Source organism: Streptomyces sp. NPDC020845 (genome assembly GCF_044334165.1).
Taxonomy (GTDB): Bacteria; Actinomycetota; Actinomycetes; order Streptomycetales; family Streptomycetaceae; genus Streptomyces.
Window position 1 is genome coordinate 309836 of record NZ_JBIRSJ010000006.1, and the last position, 15820, is coordinate 325655.

Annotated in this window: 14 protein-coding genes; 4 read left to right on the forward strand and 10 right to left on the reverse strand. The window is 71.0% G+C overall.

Going from position 1 to position 15820, the window contains the following annotated elements:
• Positions 1 to 1272 carry an acyl-CoA dehydrogenase family protein gene (locus ACH4U7_RS17155; RefSeq protein ID WP_398528716.1) on the reverse strand — a complete coding sequence of 424 codons (1272 nt, stop codon included), beginning with the start codon at positions 1270 to 1272 and terminating at the stop codon, positions 1 to 3.
• Complete coding sequence (locus ACH4U7_RS17160) at positions 1269 to 1988, reverse strand: acyl-CoA dehydrogenase family protein (RefSeq protein ID WP_398528717.1); 720 nt, start codon at positions 1986 to 1988, stop codon at positions 1269 to 1271. Before ACH4U7_RS17160 ends, ACH4U7_RS17155 begins: the two co-directional genes overlap by 4 nt.
• Before the next feature lie 188 nt (positions 1989 to 2176).
• Between ACH4U7_RS17160 and ACH4U7_RS17165 the strand changes: the two genes are divergently transcribed.
• Genes ACH4U7_RS17165 through ACH4U7_RS17175 form a run of 3 tightly spaced genes read left to right on the forward strand, consistent with a single transcriptional unit; the run spans position 2177 to position 5589 of the window.
• Positions 2177 to 2425 (forward strand): acyl carrier protein, encoded by a 249-nt coding sequence (locus tag ACH4U7_RS17165; RefSeq protein WP_089508721.1) that lies wholly within the window; start codon positions 2177 to 2179, stop codon positions 2423 to 2425.
• Entirely contained in the window at positions 2418 to 4043 is a 1626-nt protein-coding gene (locus ACH4U7_RS17170; RefSeq protein ID WP_398528718.1) for an AMP-binding protein, read from the forward strand. Before ACH4U7_RS17165 ends, ACH4U7_RS17170 begins: the two co-directional genes overlap by 8 nt.
• The gene (locus tag ACH4U7_RS17175) at positions 4030 to 5589 is read left to right on the forward strand and encodes a class I adenylate-forming enzyme family protein (protein WP_398528719.1); all 1560 of its coding nucleotides are present in this window, start codon (positions 4030 to 4032) and stop codon (positions 5587 to 5589) included. The genes ACH4U7_RS17170 and ACH4U7_RS17175 overlap by 14 nt, the downstream gene beginning before the upstream one ends.
• Here ACH4U7_RS17175 and ACH4U7_RS17180 read toward each other — a convergent pair.
• The 8 genes from ACH4U7_RS17180 to ngcE form a co-directional block, all read right to left on the reverse strand.
• Positions 5564 to 6520 carry a hypothetical protein gene (locus tag ACH4U7_RS17180; protein ID WP_398528720.1) on the reverse strand — a complete coding sequence of 319 codons (957 nt, stop codon included), beginning with the start codon at positions 6518 to 6520 and terminating at the stop codon, positions 5564 to 5566. The genes ACH4U7_RS17175 and ACH4U7_RS17180 overlap by 26 nt on opposite strands.
• Positions 6517 to 7578: a glycosyltransferase family 2 protein gene (locus ACH4U7_RS17185; protein WP_398528721.1), complete on the reverse strand. Its 1062-nt coding sequence runs from the start codon at positions 7576 to 7578 to the stop codon at positions 6517 to 6519. The genes ACH4U7_RS17180 and ACH4U7_RS17185 overlap by 4 nt, the downstream gene beginning before the upstream one ends.
• Positions 7568 to 9283 (reverse strand): hypothetical protein, encoded by a 1716-nt coding sequence (locus ACH4U7_RS17190; protein ID WP_398528722.1) that lies wholly within the window; start codon positions 9281 to 9283, stop codon positions 7568 to 7570. Before ACH4U7_RS17190 ends, ACH4U7_RS17185 begins: the two co-directional genes overlap by 11 nt.
• Positions 9283 to 9531 carry an acyl carrier protein gene (locus ACH4U7_RS17195; RefSeq protein WP_385617542.1) on the reverse strand — a complete coding sequence of 83 codons (249 nt, stop codon included), beginning with the start codon at positions 9529 to 9531 and terminating at the stop codon, positions 9283 to 9285. The genes ACH4U7_RS17190 and ACH4U7_RS17195 overlap by 1 nt, the downstream gene beginning before the upstream one ends.
• Positions 9531 to 11003, reverse strand: coding sequence for a class I adenylate-forming enzyme family protein (locus ACH4U7_RS17200; RefSeq protein WP_398528955.1), 1473 nt, complete (start codon positions 11001 to 11003; stop codon positions 9531 to 9533). Before ACH4U7_RS17200 ends, ACH4U7_RS17195 begins: the two co-directional genes overlap by 1 nt.
• A 288-nt stretch (positions 11004 to 11291) precedes the next feature.
• Positions 11292 to 12251: a carbohydrate ABC transporter permease gene (locus ACH4U7_RS17205; protein WP_398528723.1), complete on the reverse strand. Its 960-nt coding sequence runs from the start codon at positions 12249 to 12251 to the stop codon at positions 11292 to 11294.
• Between the two features lie 61 nt (positions 12252 to 12312).
• A complete protein-coding gene (locus ACH4U7_RS17210) occupies positions 12313 to 13344 on the reverse strand; it encodes a carbohydrate ABC transporter permease (protein WP_398528724.1) in 1032 nt (343 codons plus the stop codon).
• Between the two features lie 57 nt (positions 13345 to 13401).
• Positions 13402 to 14838 carry an N-acetylglucosamine/diacetylchitobiose ABC transporter substrate-binding protein gene (ngcE, locus tag ACH4U7_RS17215; RefSeq protein WP_398528725.1) on the reverse strand — a complete coding sequence of 479 codons (1437 nt, stop codon included), beginning with the start codon at positions 14836 to 14838 and terminating at the stop codon, positions 13402 to 13404.
• Positions 14839 to 15183: 345 nt separating this feature from the next.
• Between ngcE and ACH4U7_RS17220 the strand changes: the two genes are divergently transcribed.
• Positions 15184 to 15711, forward strand: coding sequence for a hypothetical protein (locus ACH4U7_RS17220; RefSeq protein WP_398528726.1), 528 nt, complete (start codon positions 15184 to 15186; stop codon positions 15709 to 15711).
• Positions 15712 to 15820 lie beyond the last annotated feature (109 nt).

Consider the following 15820-nt stretch of genomic DNA (forward strand, 5'->3'; position numbering starts at 1 on the left):
TCACCCGCCCTCGCCCGCGGGCACGACATCGCCGACCACGGGCACGCCGTCGCCGACCGCGGGCACCGGATCGCTGCCCGCGGGCACGGCGCCCGACCGGGCGTAGTCCTGGGCCAGCCGCAGCCGTTGGATATCGCTGGTGCCCTCCATGAGCTCCAGCGCGGCGGCGTCGCGGACCCACTTCTCCAGCAGCGGATGGTCCAGCAGCGCGCCGCGCCCGAGGAGCGCGGGCAGCCGGCGGGTGACGTCCCCGGCCAGGCGGACCGCCTCCAGTTTGCACAGGGCGGAGGCGTCGCCGCGCCCCTGGTCCGCCTCGACGAGGAGCGCGGTGCGGTGGACGAGCCGGGCGGCGGCCGCGATGCGCAGCGCGGCCGTCTCCAGCACCCGCCGCTCGGCGGCCGGGGCCGGCGTCCGGCGCTCGGCGCGTACGTAGTCGTACACCGCCGCGGCGAGCCCGACGGCGGTCGCGGAGATCTGCACGCGCGCGCCGTAGAAGGCCGTGACCGCGCCCCACATACCCCGGCGGGTGGCGGGCAGATGGGCGCCGAGCAGCCGGTCCCGCGCGATCGGCACCTCGCGGAAGGTCATCTCGCTGATACGCGCGCCCCGCAGCCCGATCATGTCCAGCGCCTCGCCGTGCGCACCGGGCGCCGGGAGCTCCAGGAGCGCGGCGCGCACGCTCAGCGGCGAGTTGCCGGTCTGTGCGAAGACCACGCCGACGCCGCCGCGCGAGCCGTTCCCGACGTGCTTCTTGGCGCCGCTCAGCAGCCAGTCGCCGCTCCGGTCGGCGGGGTCGGCGGGGGTGAGCGCGGTCTGCATCCGGGTGGCGTCGCTGCCCGCCTGTGGTTCGGTGATGGCGCAGAAGGCCCAGGTCGCGCCGTCGGCGACGCGCTCGTAGAACGCGGCCTGCTGCCGTTCGTCGCCGAGGGTGCGGACGACCACGCCGGCGAGGGCGGGGGCGGGGCCGGCGAACATGGCGCCCGCGTCGCCGCGCGCCAGCTCCATGGAGCAGATCATCTGCGCGAGGAAGTCCCGCGGCAGGCCCTTCACTTCGGCCCGGTACCGCTCGTCCTGGAACCGCTCGGGGATGCCCATGGCGCGGAAGAGGCGGAAGGCGGGGTTGTCGAGGTGGTCGTCCATACGGGACGGGTCTGCGTCGATGGCGAGCGCGGCCTCCCGCAGCGCGGGGGCGACCTCGCGCGCACGGGCGCGCATACGCCTGTGCGCGGCGTCCAGGACCGGGTCCTCGGCGTCCAGGGCCAGGGCCGTCACGACCACTCCTGTTCGGGGTCCCGCGGCGGCGCCACCCACAGGCTGCCGACGTACGCCGCGACGTACAGGGAGCGCACGGGGTGGTCGGCCAGATAGCCGGCGCCGCCGAAGAGGTTCGTCAGGGCGGCGTCGGCCGCGTCGAGGCGCCGGTGCAGTTCCGGTGCGGCGTACGAATCGGCCCCGGACGTGGTCAGCAGGAGCTCGCAGGCGCGGACGGCGGCGACACAGTCGGCGATCTTGGCGCGCACCAACTGCCGCTCGATCAGCGGCCGTTCGCCGGAGCGCCGCCCCGCCACATGCGCCACGGCGCGCTCCAGCAGCGCCTCGGCCAGCCCGGCGCGCAGCGCGGCGAACAGGGTCCCGGCGAACGCGAGCCGGTCGTGCTGGTCGGGCCCCGGCCCGACGGCGTCATCGAGACCTTCCCGCGGAACGACCTGAAGGACCTCAAGACCCTCGCGCTCGGCCAACTCATGGCGCGGGCCCGGCCGTACCGTGACCCGCTCGCCGGGCACCACGCGCCCCGCCATCAGCCAGCCGCGTATTTCCGGGGAACTGGCCGCCGACCCGTCGGGCAGGACACAGAAGCCCTTGTCGGAGCAGGGTGCGAGGAAATCCAGGTGTCGCACGGCGGCCGCCAAAGCCGCCGAGAGACCGCTCTCGCGGGCGGTGCGCAAGACGTCCAATGCGGCGGAGAGGGGGTCCGCTCCCGGGTTCACTCCGGGGTCCGCTCCTGGGTCCACTTCGGGGTCCGCGGAGGACAATTCCGCAGCTTTTGCCGCCATATCCCCCAACCCCATATACCCCGGCCCCCGGTGATGGTCAATCGTGCGGCAAGACCCTAGGAGCCACCAAGATCCACGTCAAGACCTTGACACCTGATGGCGTATCCACTTCGATCCGGACCATGCGAAAGTCCTCCGCCGAGCAGAGCGTTCTAGCGGCGCTGCGACAAGTTTTGGGACGCGGCGAGCTGCCCGGCGTCGACACCGGCACCCGGCTCTTCGAGGACCTCGGGCTCGATTCCACCTCGGTTATTGAACTGCTCATGCTCATCGAGACACAGACGGGCGCCGAATTCGATACGGAAAGCCTGGAACTGGAGCATTTCGCCACCGTGGGAACACTTACGGAGTTTGTGAGCTCGCATGGCTAGCGCTCATCCGGCCGACGGGGGCGGGCCGGTCGGCCGACAGGGTATGCACGGCCATTTCCTGGCCTCGGTACGGGCCCATCCGGACCGGATCGCGCTACGGGTGTCCACGCGGACCTGGACCTACGACGAGATGCACCGGACCGCGCTGTCCTGGGCCTCGGCCCTGGTGGACGCGGCCAAGGGCAGGCCGACCACGGTCGGCGTCCTCGCGGCGCGCGGCGAGGTGGCGTACATCGGCATCCTGGCCGCGATGTACGCGGGCGCCGCCGCGATGCCGCTGAATGTGGAATTCCCCGCGGCGCGCACCGACGCCATGCTGCGGGCCGCCAACACGGCCCTGGTCCTTGTGGACGACCAGGGTGCGCGGATCCTCGATCAGCTGACCGATCACCCGCCGGTCGTGCATGCGGGAAGCATCAATACCGGAGGTGTGAATACCGGAGATCGTGCCGAGAGCGGCGAAAGCGCCCCGGCCGGAAATGGCCCGGCGGAAAATCCGGGCGCGACCGCGCCGTTCGAGCCGTGGTGCGTCGAACCGGACGACCGCGCGTACATCATGTTCACCTCGGGCTCCACCGGCCGCCCGAAAGGCGTGCCCATCTCGCATGCGAATGGCGAGCACTTTTTGCGGTGTGTGCGAGACCTCTACGACTTCGGGCCGCAGGACGTCTTCTCACAGACGGTCGACATCACCTTCGACCCCCTGATCTTCGATCTGTTCTGCGCCTGGAGCGCGGGCGCGTGCGTCGCCCACGTCCCCGGCCTCGGCTATGCCGATCTTCCCGCGCTGGTGAACGAGCTCGGCATTACGGTCTGGTTCTCCGCCCCCAGCACGATCTCCGTCGTCCGCAGGACCCGGCGGCTCACCGACGCGGCCATGCCCGGCCTGCGCTGGAGCTTCTTCGCGGGCGAGGCGCTGATGGAACACGACGCGGCCGACTGGCAGCGGGCCGCCCCCGGATCCACCGTGGTGAACCTGTACGGGCCCACGGAAGTCACCATGAACGTCACCGTCCACAAGTGGCGCGCGACGGACGTCCCACACCCCGAGGCACACGGCGGCGTGCCCATGGGCCGGCTCCACCCCGGGATGCGCGCCACGCTCCTCGACGCGGAGGGGAACCGGCATCCGGAACGGGGCGAACTGTGCGTCACCGGGCCGCAGATGTTCGCGGGCTATCTCGATCCGGCGGACGACGCCGGGCGCTTCCTCGACCTCGACGGCGAACGCTGGTACCGCACCGGCGACCTGGTCACCACTGCCCCCGGCGGCACCCTGCTGTACTCGGGCCGGCTCGACCACCAGGTGCAGATCCGGGGCGTACGGGTGGAGATCCCGGAGGTGGAATGGGCGCTGCGGCGCTGCTCGGGGGTGGACGAGGCGGTGGTGGTGGCGGTGCCCGCGGGCAACAGCCATGCCCTGCACGCCTATTACACCGGGGCCGCCACCGAGCGGGGGCCGGTCGTCGAAGAACTCGGCAAGCTGCTCCCCCGGGCCGCGATTCCACGCGTCCTGAAGCAGGTGGCGCGGTTCCCGCTGAACGCCAACGGCAAGATCGACCGCAAGGCGCTGGCCGCGGAGGCCGCGCAGGAGGCAGGGCGGGATGCCCGCCGGTGACCTGCCCGCCGGCGAACCCGAGTTCGGGCCTCCGGCCGTACCGCACGACCTGCCCGACTCCGGGCAGCCGGCCGTACCGCACGACGTACTCGCCTCCCGGCAGCCGGCCGTATTGCACGATCTGCTCGACGCGGCGGCCCGCCGCCACCCCACCCGCCCGGCCCTCACCCACGCCAAGCTGACCTGGGACTACGCCCGGCTGCGCACGGCCTCGCTGCGGGCCGCCGCGTGGCTGCGCGAGCGGGGCGTCGGGCGCGGCGACCGGGTGCTGCTGGCCCTGCCGTCCGGCCTCGCCATGGCGGCCCTGGTGTACGGCTGTTCGCGGGTGGGGGCCGCGTTCTGCGTACTGCACGAGCAGGTACGCGGCCCCGCCCTCGCCCATGTCCGCGAGGACAGCGAGGCGGCCCTCCTGGTCACCGCGGACGATGGCCCACCGCTGCTGGATGAGGACGACGAGGACGGCGAGGACCCGTGGGAGACCACCGGCCCGCTGTCCGTCGACCCCGTCTGCCTCATCTACACCTCGGGCTCCACCGGACCGCCCAAGGCCGTCGTATCCACCCACGCCCAACTGCTGTTCGCTGCCCGGGCCATCCACGGCGAGCTCGCGTACCGCACCGACGACGTCGTCTACTGCGCGCTGCCGCTCTCCTTCGACTACGGCCTCTACCAGCTCTTCCTCAGCACTCTGGCCGGCGCCCACCTCTGGCTCGGCGGCACCTCGGACGTGGGACTGGTCCTGCTGAAGAACCTCCGCCGCTCCGGGGCCACCGTGCTGCCCGTCGTCCCGTCGCTCGCGCAGGGCCTGGCCCGTATGCTGCCGCGCTACGGCCCCGACGGCGTACGGCTGCGGCTGCTCACCAACACCGGCTCCGCGATGCCCCCGCAGGTGCTGGCCGGGCTGCGCGCCGCGCTGCCCGGGCTGCGGGTACAGCTGATGTTCGGCCTGACGGAGTGCAAGCGGGTGGCCATCATGCCGCCGGACGAGGATCTGCGCAGACCGGGCGCGTGCGGGCGGGCGCTGCCCGGTACGGAGGTCCTGGTGGTGGACGAGCGGGGGCGGCGGGTGGCGCCGGGCACCGTGGGCGAGATCGTGGTACGCGGCCCGCATGTGATGGCGGGTTACTGGCGGCGGCCGGAGCAGACCGCACAGCGGTTCCCGCGCGCCGAGGGGCTTTTCCCCGAGCTGCGCACCGGGGACTTCGGCCGGCTGGACGAGGACGGCTATCTGTATTTTTCCGGGCGCCACGACGATCTGTACAAGCAGCGCGGGTTCCGGGTGAGCGCCGAGGAGGTGGAGACCGCCGCCCGCCGGGTGCCCGGGGTGCGCGGCGCGGCCGTCCTGCCGCCGTCGGGGGACGGCGAGGAGGCGGTGCTGTGCGTGGCGGGCTCCTCGCTGCGCCCCGGCGAGGTGCTGACCGCGCTCAAAGCGGAGATCGAGGCGTACAAGGTCCCGGCCCGCTGTCTGGTGGTCCCGGAGCTGCCGCTCACGGGCAACGGCAAGACGGATCGCAAGGCGCTCAGGTCGATCGCCGCAGAATCCTGACGGAGGTCTTCACGGGCCGGCCGTCGCTCGCCGTCGCCAGGAAGCACAGATCCGCGTAGGGGCCGCAGATCTTCCACACCGTCCCCGCGACCGACCGGTGGGGCGGCCATCGCTCGCCGTCGAGCAGCCCGTATCCGGCCATGCTGATGAGGTAGTACGGATCGGCGGGCAGCCAGCGATCGCCGCGGCGCACCTCGAGCCAGGCGTGCGGCAGCGGGAACGCGCCGGCCAGCAGCAGCCCGCCGGCCGGCCGCACGGCCGCCCCGGCGTCCTCCGCGACGCGCGCCAGATAGGTGGTGCCGGCGCGGCAGTCGGCCAGCCGGGTCTCCCGTACGAAGCCGACGTCGTCGCGGAGTTCGTCGGGCACGAGGTAGTACTCAAGCCGTGCGGCTTCCGGCAGTACCGGCCCCAGTTCCCGCGCGCAGTCGGCCGCGCCCTCGTCCGCGCCCTCGTCCGCGCCCTTGTCCGCGCCCTTGTCCGCGTCCGGCGCGTTCTCGCCGGCGGACACATGCAGGTCCGCCTCGAACACATCGGGCCCCATCCGCCGCAGCGTGCCGTCCACCACCCCGGAGGCGAGCTGCGACGAGGGCTCCAGGACCGCGCCGCCCACCCGCCCCTGGAACCGCGTCCGGTAGGTGGTCGTGGCGACCGCCTCCGCGTTGAAGGGCTGGGCCGACAGCCGCACCTGAAGCCAGGCCGGGGACGGGATGCGCAGGCCGAGGCCGAGGTTCTTCAGATCGAAGTCGTCGAAGCGGCGGTCCGCGCCGCTCCCCTCGTACGCGAGGCCGAGGTCCAGCGCCTCGTCCAACAGCGCCCCGTCGATCCGGTGCACCCGGGCCGCGGTCTCGGCGCCCACCTCGAACCGCCGGAAGCGGTCCGGGACCCGCGCGGCCCGCTCCAACACCTGCTTGACCGCCTGCTCTCGGCTCATCGCTCACCTCGCTCGCCGCGCTCGCCGCGCTCGCCGCGCAGGATGTCGCGCAGCGAGGACGCGTCGCGCCGCATCAGCGGATCGGCTATCTCCACGGCCTCGTAGTTCCCGTCCTTCTCGACCACGTGCACGATCACCCGGGCGTGGTCGTCGGTGACAGCCACTTCGGAGTCGAAGGCGAGGACCCAGCCCAGGTCCTGATCGCGGTACGCCCGTGTCAGGGGCCGTTCATGCCCCGCGGCGAAGGCCCGTACGGGCTCGGGCAGCGGGCCGCTCACCGGCGTGAGCGCGCCGAGCGCGGCGAGGCCCGTCCGCTGCAGCAGGGCCACCTTCACGGCCTGCCGGTGGACGGGGTGCTCGGCTTCCTCAAGGAATCGATTCAGCACTTCGGTCTCCGCCTCGTTCCGGGCGAAGCCCCCCGCATAGCTGGAGGCCCGCACCCGGTAGACATACGACGGCTCGTCCGGCTTGCTCACCCGCGCCCCCGCCGCCACCAGCCGCAGCCACAGGTCCCACTCCTCGCCGTACGCCACATGGCGGTAGCCGCCGATCCGCTCGTACAGCTCGCGCGCGAACAACGACCCCACGACGACATAGTTCTGCGCCAGCAGCTGGATCAACTGGTCGCCCGGGACCGGGAGCCCGCCCTTGGTGTACGTGGCGGGGCGGAAGGGGCCCTGGCCGGTCCAGGTGAGCGGGCGCGGGCTGATCAGGCCGGGCGAGGCCGCGTAGGTCTCGCTCATCGCGGCCACATGGTGCGGCAGTACGACGTCGTCGCCGTCCAGCTGGAGCACCAGATCCGTCTCCAGCGCCTCGATCGCGGCCCGCCGCGCGCCCCACACCCCCAGGCGGCGCGGGCCGTGGTTGCGCAGCAGCGTCAGCGGCAGGATGGCGCGCCAGCGCTCGACGAGTCGTACGGTGTCGTCCCCCGAGTTGTCGTCGACCACCACCACCTGGTCGGCGAGCGTGGTCTGCATGGCCAGGGAGCCGAGCGCCTGGTCGATGAACGCCGCGGAGTTCATCGCGGCGATCACCACCCCGACGGTGTTACGAGACATGAGCCGACAGCCGCTCGTCGACGTCCCGGTCCCGCGCCTCTCCTCGCCGCTCACCCGGCCCGCCGCCCGCCGCCCCGTTCACCACCAGCTCCTCCACGCCGTACAGCAGCCCGCGGAGGTCGGGCGCGGGCAGATACCGGGTGTCGGCGGCCAGGCTGATCACCCGCTCGCCGCGGTCCGTGGTGCGTACGCTGCAGTAGAGCTTGACCGAGGGCAGCCGGAAGGGCTCGGCCCAGCGGAAGGAGGTCTCCGCCGCGGCGGAGCCGCGCGCCGGGCGGCCGCTGTCCTCCGCGGGGGGCGCGAGGGCGCCGAGGTCGTTGTGCAGCACCGACAGGTCCAGCTGCTCACCGCGCTCCCGGCCGACCTCCGCGACCAGCCGCTCCAGACGGGCGGGGTCGTACTGGGCGCGGGCGTATCCGCGCAGCTTGGCGAGGTGGGCGGCGCGGACGCAGTCGTCGAACGAGGGCCCGGAGACATCGAAGCAGAGCAGCACATCCGAGGCGAGCGGGGTCACCATCGCCTGCCGCTCGGCGCCGATCCGGTTCGCGAAGATCGTCTTGAGTACGCAGTGGGAGAGGCCCGCCCGACGCGCCAGCAGCGTGCCGACGGCCGCGAGATACACGGTCTCTTCGCCTGCCCGGCAGCGCTCGGCCACCTCCCGCGCCGCCGCCTCAAGCCGCCCCGACCGGAACTCGCCGTGGGCCCACCCCTGCGGCCCCGCGGTGCCGGCGGGCGCGGTCGTGGTCGCGGTCGTGGTCATGGTCGCGGTCGCGGTCGCGGTCGTGGGAGGCGTCGAGGGGCGGGCGGGAAACATGGTCCGGGGCGCGCGCCGCAGCAGCGAGCGCTGATACGCGTCGGCGCGCCGGTCCGCGGTCCGCCCGATCTCCGAACGCTCGGTCTCGGCGAGGTCGGCGGGCTGCGGTACGGGCGCGGTGGGTGCGGGCGGGGTAGGTGCGGGCGCGGTGGGTGCGGGCGGGGTAGGTGCGGGCGCGGCGCGTACGGCCTCGGCGGACGCGGCGTGGGCAGGCGCAGGCACGGCGAGCGCGGCCCCGGCAGGCGCAGCCATGGCGGGCACGGCCCCGGCGGACACGCCCTCGCCTCGCGCCGCCTCGGCGGACGCGCCCTGGGCGGCCGCGGGCCCAGCAGGCGCAGCCTCGCCGGCCACGGCCTCGGCGCGTACGGCGGCGTCGTCCGCCAACAGGCCCTTCAGCCGGCGCACGACCAGGCCCATCGCCCAGCCGTCCACCGCGACATGGGACACGTACAGCGCGAGCCGACGCGGTTCGCCGCCGGGCCCGGTCAGCACCGCCACGCGGATGCCCCACTCCCGCGACAGGTCGAAGTCCGTCACGGCCAGGGCGTCGAGCGCCGCGGCCGGATCGTCGCCGTGGACCACCCGGACCGTCAGCCGCCCCTCCCCCTGCACCTCCTGGTACGGGGCGGAGTCGGCGGTCCCGTCGCGGTACACGGTGCGCAGGCTCTCGTGGGCGGTGACCAACTCCCGTACGGCGTCGATCACCTCGCGCAGGGAGCGGCCCTCGGGCACCGGCAGCGACATGCGCTGGTTGTAGTCGTAGTGGGCCCGCTGGGCACGGCTCTGCAGCGCGCGGTAGATGACCTGCTGCCCCCAGGTGAGCGGGGCGCGTACGGCGCGCAGCCCGCCGAACTCGACGACCTCCTCGCCAGGGAACTCCGCGCCGGTCATCAACGCTGCCTCAGCACGAAGTCCGCCATCCGGCCGACGGTCGAGAGGTTGTCCGGCGACATCTCTCCGTCGGGGACGTCGATTCCGTAGTTCCCCTGGAGCCAGACCAGCAGCTCCAGCATGGCCATCGAGTCGAAGTCGGGGATCTCCAGCAGGTTGGTGCCGGGGCCGGGCGGGGCCTCGGCCAGCGCGGGCACCACCACGGTGATCTGCCGGGCGATCTCCTCGACCAGGCTCTCGCGGTCCATCACGCGCTTCCTTCCTTGTCGTACTCCGGCCCGGCCTCGGGCCCAGGCGCGGCGGGACGCGGGGCGAGGACCTTGCCGGTCGTCGAGCGGGGCAGTTCGGCGGTCACCTGGATGCGCCGCGGAATCTTGTGCTCCATCAGCCGCTCCTGGCACCAGCGGATCAGCTCGTCGGCCGTCACCGGCCCGGGGGCGGCGACCCGGGCCACCGGCACCTGGCCGCGGCCGCCGTCCGCCTCCGCGAAGACCTGCGCGTCGGTGACGGCGGGGTGCTCGGCGAGCACCCGCTCCACCTCCACCGGATTGACCTTCTTCCCGCCGACGTTGATCATCCGGGCGAGCCGGCCGATCAGCTTGATGGAGCCGTCGGGGCCCAGCTTCGCCAGGTCCCCGGTGCGCAGCAGGTCCCCGTTCAGGGACAGCGGGCGCACCCCGTCGACATGGGCGTAGCCGTCGGCCAACGTCTCCGTGGCCAGCTGGAGTTCGCCCGCGCCGTCCTCCTCGTCCGCCTCCCGGAGGGTCGCCACGATCCCCGGCAGCGGCTGCCCGACGTCCCCCGGGCGGTCGGCCTCCGGGTCGACGGGCTTCACGGTGATCGCCCCGGCCTCCGAGCATCCGTACATGTTGAGCAGCGCGAAGCCGTGCTCCTTCATCACCGCCGCCGCGGCGCCGCTGGGAATCGGGGCGCCGGCGGACAGCGCGCGCTCCAGGCCGTCGAAGCGGGAGGTGGTGTCGGCCGCCATGAGCCGGTAGTGGAAGGGCAGGGCGATCAGCACCCGCGCCCCGCTGTCCCGGACCGCGGCCGCGATCTGGGAGGGCACCACGCGCGATCCGCACAGCGTCACCGGCGCGCCGCTGAGCAGCGGGGCGAGCAGGCCGAGCGTATGTCCGTACAGATGGAAGACCGGCGCCGCGCACACCACGGGGGTCGAGGGGCCGTAGCCCATGGCCTCGGCGCACCGCAGCGAGTCCACGATCTGGGCGCGCATCGACCGTACGGCGCCCGAGGGCTCGCCTGTCGAGCCGGAGGTGAGGAAGATCCCCGAGCGGGGGGAGGGGAAGGCGGCGCCCCCGCCGTCGCCCCCGGAGGCGGAGACGGCGAAGGAGAGCCCGTAACGTTCCCACACAGGCCCGGGCTCGGCGTCGTCGGGCCGGGGGTCGGCCAGCAGCAGATGGGGGCCGAAGGCGGCGGTGACACGGGCGTACTCGGCCTCCGGCTGGCCGGAGTCCAGGTGCATCAGCGGCACCTGGAGCAGATCGCAGGCGAGGGTCGCGACGAGGGTCTGTACGGGCCTGCCCGTACGCACCGCCGCCAGCCGCAGCGGCCCCTGCGGCCCCCGCGGCCGCAGGCGCTCGGCCAGGTCCTCGGCCGCCCCGAGCAGCCCGTCCCAGCTCCAGGTGTGACCGGCCTGCTCCCCGACGGCGACGCGGCCCGGATCGGCGATCCGGCTCGCGATCTCCTCGCACAGCCCCATGGACACCGCGGCTCCTCCCCGTTGTAAGCCTCGTCGCCTGAATGCCCCGTCGCCCGGGGATTCCGCCACAGGACGCGCAATGCCGCCATTGAGGAATTGCCGCCCGGAAACGGCGACTTGTCGCCCGGGTCAGCGCCGGGAAACTACGGGCACCATACAGGCGCGTACCGCGCGGGTGAGAGGGATTGGCAGCAACATCATCGGCAAATCAGTGACACCGCGACAGACCAAGGCCCCGCCCTCCCCGTGCTGGGGAAGAGCGGGGCCTGGAACGCCTGGAACGCCGGGTTACTTGAGCGCCCCCGCTGTCAGACCCGCCTGGACCTGACGCTGGAAGACGATGTACACGCCGAGCACCGGCAGCATCGCCAGCACCAGTCCAGCGAAGAGCGCGGACCAGTCTCCCTTGTACTGCTGGCTGGCCGCCAGCTGCACCAGGCCCTGCGTCAGCACCCGCTTGTCCTCCTCCGTGTTGAGCACGGTGGGCAGCATGTACTGGTTCCACTGCCCCAGGAAGTTGAAGATGCCGACGCTGATCAGGCCCGGCTTCGCCATCGGCAGCATCACCTGGAAGAAGGTCCGGGTCTGCGAGGCCCCGTCGATCAGCGCCGCTTCGGCCACCGATGAGGGCAGCGTCTTGAAGAAGGACGTGAGGAAGAAGACGGTGAACGGCAGCGAATAGGCGATATAGACCAGAATCAGCCCGTGGAAGGTGTTGAGCAGGTCCATGTTCCGCATGACGAAGAACAGCGGCACCAGCGCCAGAATGACCGGGAAGCTCATTCCGCCCACGAACATGAAGTAGATGATCCGCTTGCCCGGGAATTCGAAGCGGGCCAGGACGTATGCCGCCATCGATCCCAGCAGCATCGTACCGATGAGCGAACACCCCACCACCAGAACGGTGTTGAGGAAGAAGTCGCCGATGTTCGACTTGTTCCAGGCCCGCGACCAGTTGTCGAAGTGCAGGCTGGACGGCAGACCCCAGGGAGAGGTGAAGATCTCCTTGTCGGTCTTGAGCGAGCTCATCACCGCCCACAGCAGCGGCAGGGTGACCAGCAGTCCCCAGAGCACCAGCATGCCGTGCGAGAAGACGTTGAGGACCTTCCCCTCGGCGCCGATGCGGCCCTTGGGGGTGAAGTCCGGCACCTTGCGCGTTCCCGTGCCCGGCACCTTGCCCGCCGCCCCGGGCGCCTCGTCTGTCTTGGTGGCGCCCGGGAGCTCCGAGGGCTGTGCTTGCGCGGTCACTGTGCTACCCCCAGGTCAGCGGAGATACGGCGGTTCCGGTGTGCGAAAGAGAGCCTGGCCATCAGTACTCCAGCCGCTCGCGCCGGCCGAGCCTGCCCACGATGACCGCGAAGATCAGGGTCACGATCAGCATCGCGACGCCGATCGCCGTCGCACGCCCGGCCTGCCCGTCGCGGAACGTCTTCGTGTAGACCATGTAGCCCAGCACCTGGGTGGAGTCCGCGGGTCCCCCCGGCCCCACGGTCATGATCTGCACGACGGCGAACGCGTCGAGGGCGAGTATGCCCATATAGATCCAGCCGGTCTGGACCGTGTCCCACAGCAGCGGCAGGGTGATCCTGAAGAAGGTCGTGATGCGGTTGGCGCCGTCCAGCAGCGCCGCCTCGTAGAAGTCCTTGGGAATGGCGCTCATTCCGGCGGAGAACAGGACGACATAGAAGCCGACGTTGCACCAGACCATGACCACCATGAGGCACCACAGCGCGAGCTTGGGATCGGCCAGCCACTCCTGCTGCAGCGAATCCAGCCCGATGCCCCCCAGAAACGCGTTGAGCGCGCCGTTCCGCGGGTTGTACGTGAACTGGAACAGCAGGGCGACAATCGCGATCGAGAGCACCTGCGGGAAGAAGTACACCACCTTGTAGATGCTCGACCCGCGCACCCCGGAGACGGCCGCGTTCTTCTTGCTACGGCCGCCGACATTGAGCATGAAGGCGAAGAACAGGCCCAGGCCGAGCGTCACCAGCGGCACGACCAGCAGCAGGAGCACATTGTGCCCCACCGCTGTCCAGAACAGGTCGTCGTGCAGAAGCCAGTCGTAGTTTTCGAACCCGACCATCTTGAAGTCGGAGCTCAGTCCCGTCCAGTCCGTGAAGGAGTAATAAATGGACTGGATGAACGGCGAAATCACGAAGATCGCATAAATGACCACCGGCAGGGCCAGGAATCCCAGGGGAAACCCGTACTGCCGATAGGCACGCTCGATCTTCTGCCGCGTGGACAGCTTGACGCGCGGTTGCCTGACGCCCGGGTGTTTACCGCCCGGGACCTTCGCGACCACCGCCGTAGCCGACTGGTGCTTACCGTGCTGCATCTCTACCGACCTCGGTCTTTCCCTGCGCACAGGGCCGCTGGTGACGCTCGAACCTCATCAGGCGTGCTTGTACTTCTTCACGGCCTTGTCCTTGGCCGTGTCATCGGCGAACTGCTGGATCTTCTTGATCGTCTCGGCCGGGGTCATCCGGCCCGCGATCATCTCACCCAGCGCGCTGACGCCGATCTGCTGCTTCTGCAGCGCCACGTACCAGTCTTGGAGGCGCGGGTTGACGACGTTCGTCCCGGCCTTCTTCAGCGCCTCCTGGGCGGACGCCAGGCCCGGCGGCAGGCTCAGGCCGTCGGTGCCGCCGTTGAGCGAGGTGAGCGAGGAGACCTGCTTGACGAAGTTCTTGGTGGACTTCTCGCCGAGCATGATCCGCAGCAGCTCCATGCCGCCCTCGGGGTTCTTCGCCGCCTTGGGCACGATGAAGGGCTCACCGCCCGACGCCCAGATGGTGCCGAACGGCATCTTGTCGCCGCTGTCCAGGCTGGAGGGCGCGCCGACGGACATCTGGAAGTCCTTCGGCGTGGTCTTCTTCGCCTCGTTCTCCACCCAGGAGCCGTTCGGGATGAACAGCGCCTTGCCCTGGTTCCACGCGGTCTGCGACTCGATGTGGGTCAGGCCGGGGCTGCCCTTGAGGATGTAGCCCTTCTTGTAGAGCTCGTAGTACGCCTCGAAGGCGGCCTTGACGGCCGGGTGCTTCCAGGCGTTCGGCTCCAGGTTGTCGATCGCGATCAGGGTCTCGGGACCGCCGATCTTCGCGATGAAGGGGTAGAGGCTGAACGGCAGGTAGTACGGGAACTTGCCCGGGTAGGTCCAGCCGGCGATGCCCTTCTTCTTCGCCTTCTCGCAGAGCTTGAGCATGTCGTCCCAAGTCTCCGGGTACTCAGCGTCCAGCTTCTCCAGGTTGGTCTTGGAGTACCAGACGCCGTAGACGGTGTAGGCGTAGTACAGGATCCACACCGGCTTGCCGTCGAACTGGCCCATCTCCACGACACCCGGGCGAAGCGTGTCGCGCACCTTCTTGCTCGGGTCGTCCACGGAGGGCGCGTCCAGCAGCGGCGTCAGGTCGGTCAGCTGGTTCTTGGCGACAAGGGTGCCGAAGTCCATCTGCTCGGCGCCGGAGTTGTCGATCAGGTCCGGCGGGGTGCCACCGTTGAACCGCGGCTGCAGCACCGTCTGGATCTTCTGAGTGGCGGAGTGCTTGACCTTGCCGGCCGTCTTTGGATACGCCTTCTCGTACTCGGCCTCGGCGTCCTTTGCGTACTTCTGGCCGAAACCACCATCAAAAATGACGACGTCGAGCGCGGCGCTCTCATTGACGGCGAGCGGGTTCTTGTCGCTCTTCTTGCCCTTGTCGACCTTGTTCCCGTCGTCGTCACCACCGCTCGCGCAGGCGGTCAGGGTGCTGATGGACGGCACGGCAACCAGTCCGAGCGCCGCGGACCGCTTGATCAGGTCGCGACGGCCGAAATCTGGGGTGGATCCCATGCTCAAGTCCTCGCCTTCGTCAGGACTCAGGCGGTGTAGCGGTTTCCCGTACATACTCGCCTCCGGCGAGGGGCCCGACACCGCGGGTCAGTTGAAGCGTGAAACGGAGTATTGCTGAGTGTGCGCCGGGGAGCACGGAGGCCCGCTAAGGCGGGCGCGACGTGGGGCCGCACAGCGGCCTCCCCCCGGGGCGACAGGTATAGTCCACTGGGCCTCAAGTGGGCAAGATCGAATGGTCATTGGGCCACAGTCTTTCCCGAGTTGAGACCTGTCCGACATACCGTAGGGGACACAGCCCGTACGGCACGCCGCCGTGCGCGTGAACCAACAAGAAAGGCGGCCCCTGTGGTCCGGAAGCAATTCCCCTTCGCCACCGCGCTTGTCGTGGTCGCGACACTCGCGTCGATATCGGCGTGCGGCTCCGAAGGGGGCGGGTCCTCCGCCGGCGACGCCAAGGGCGGCGCGGCACTCGGAAAGGGCATGGCCGAGCTCCCGGTCGAGCCGACCGAGTCCCCCAGCCCCACCGAAGACCCGACGGACTACCCGACCGACGACCCCACGGACACGCCGACCGGCGGCTCCGCACTGGTCACCGCGGACGCGAAGATGGGCACCTGCGGATGGGGCTCGACCGGCATCCCGTACGCCAATGTGAAGATAACCAACTCCGATTCGACCACGTCCTACTACTCGCTGATGGTCAGCTTCGTCGACTCCAATGACGACTCGGTGACGTCGGGCTTCGAGTCGAAGGCCCCGGTGGCCGGAAACTCCACCAAGACCATCAAGGTGCTCGGGCTGCTGGCGGACTCGTCGAAGAAGGCGAAGAAGTGCAGGCTGACCCTGGGCACCAAGTCGAAGACGGCGTCCTGAGCGGCGGAGGCCCGGGTCCCGCCCGCGGATGACCGTGCTCTGAGCCACCGATGGCCGTGGCGCGATGAGCACCGGTGACCGTGCCCGAAGCCGCGGACGACCGCGCCGT

Excerpts from the sequence above, each read along its gene's own strand:
- ACH4U7_RS17165 (WP_089508721.1), top strand. The coding sequence starts at position 2,177 with ATGCGAAAGTCCTCCGCCGAGCAGAGCGTTCTAGCGGCGCTGCGACAA.
- ACH4U7_RS17170 (WP_398528718.1), top strand. The coding sequence starts at position 2,418 with ATGGCTAGCGCTCATCCGGCCGACGGGGGCGGGCCGGTCGGCCGACAG.
- ACH4U7_RS17175 (WP_398528719.1), top strand. The coding sequence starts at position 4,030 with ATGCCCGCCGGTGACCTGCCCGCCGGCGAACCCGAGTTCGGGCCTCCG.
- ACH4U7_RS17180 (WP_398528720.1), bottom strand. The coding sequence starts at position 6,520 with ATGAGCCGAGAGCAGGCGGTCAAGCAGGTGTTGGAGCGGGCCGCGCGG.
- ACH4U7_RS17185 (WP_398528721.1), bottom strand. The coding sequence starts at position 7,578 with ATGTCTCGTAACACCGTCGGGGTGGTGATCGCCGCGATGAACTCCGCG.
- ACH4U7_RS17190 (WP_398528722.1), bottom strand. The coding sequence starts at position 9,283 with ATGACCGGCGCGGAGTTCCCTGGCGAGGAGGTCGTCGAGTTCGGCGGG.
- ACH4U7_RS17195 (WP_385617542.1), bottom strand. The coding sequence starts at position 9,531 with ATGGACCGCGAGAGCCTGGTCGAGGAGATCGCCCGGCAGATCACCGTG.
- ACH4U7_RS17200 (WP_398528955.1), bottom strand. The coding sequence starts at position 11,003 with ATGGGGCTGTGCGAGGAGATCGCGAGCCGGATCGCCGATCCGGGCCGC.
- ACH4U7_RS17210 (WP_398528724.1), bottom strand. The coding sequence starts at position 13,344 with ATGCAGCACGGTAAGCACCAGTCGGCTACGGCGGTGGTCGCGAAGGTC.
- ngcE (WP_398528725.1), bottom strand. The coding sequence starts at position 14,838 with ATGGGATCCACCCCAGATTTCGGCCGTCGCGACCTGATCAAGCGGTCC.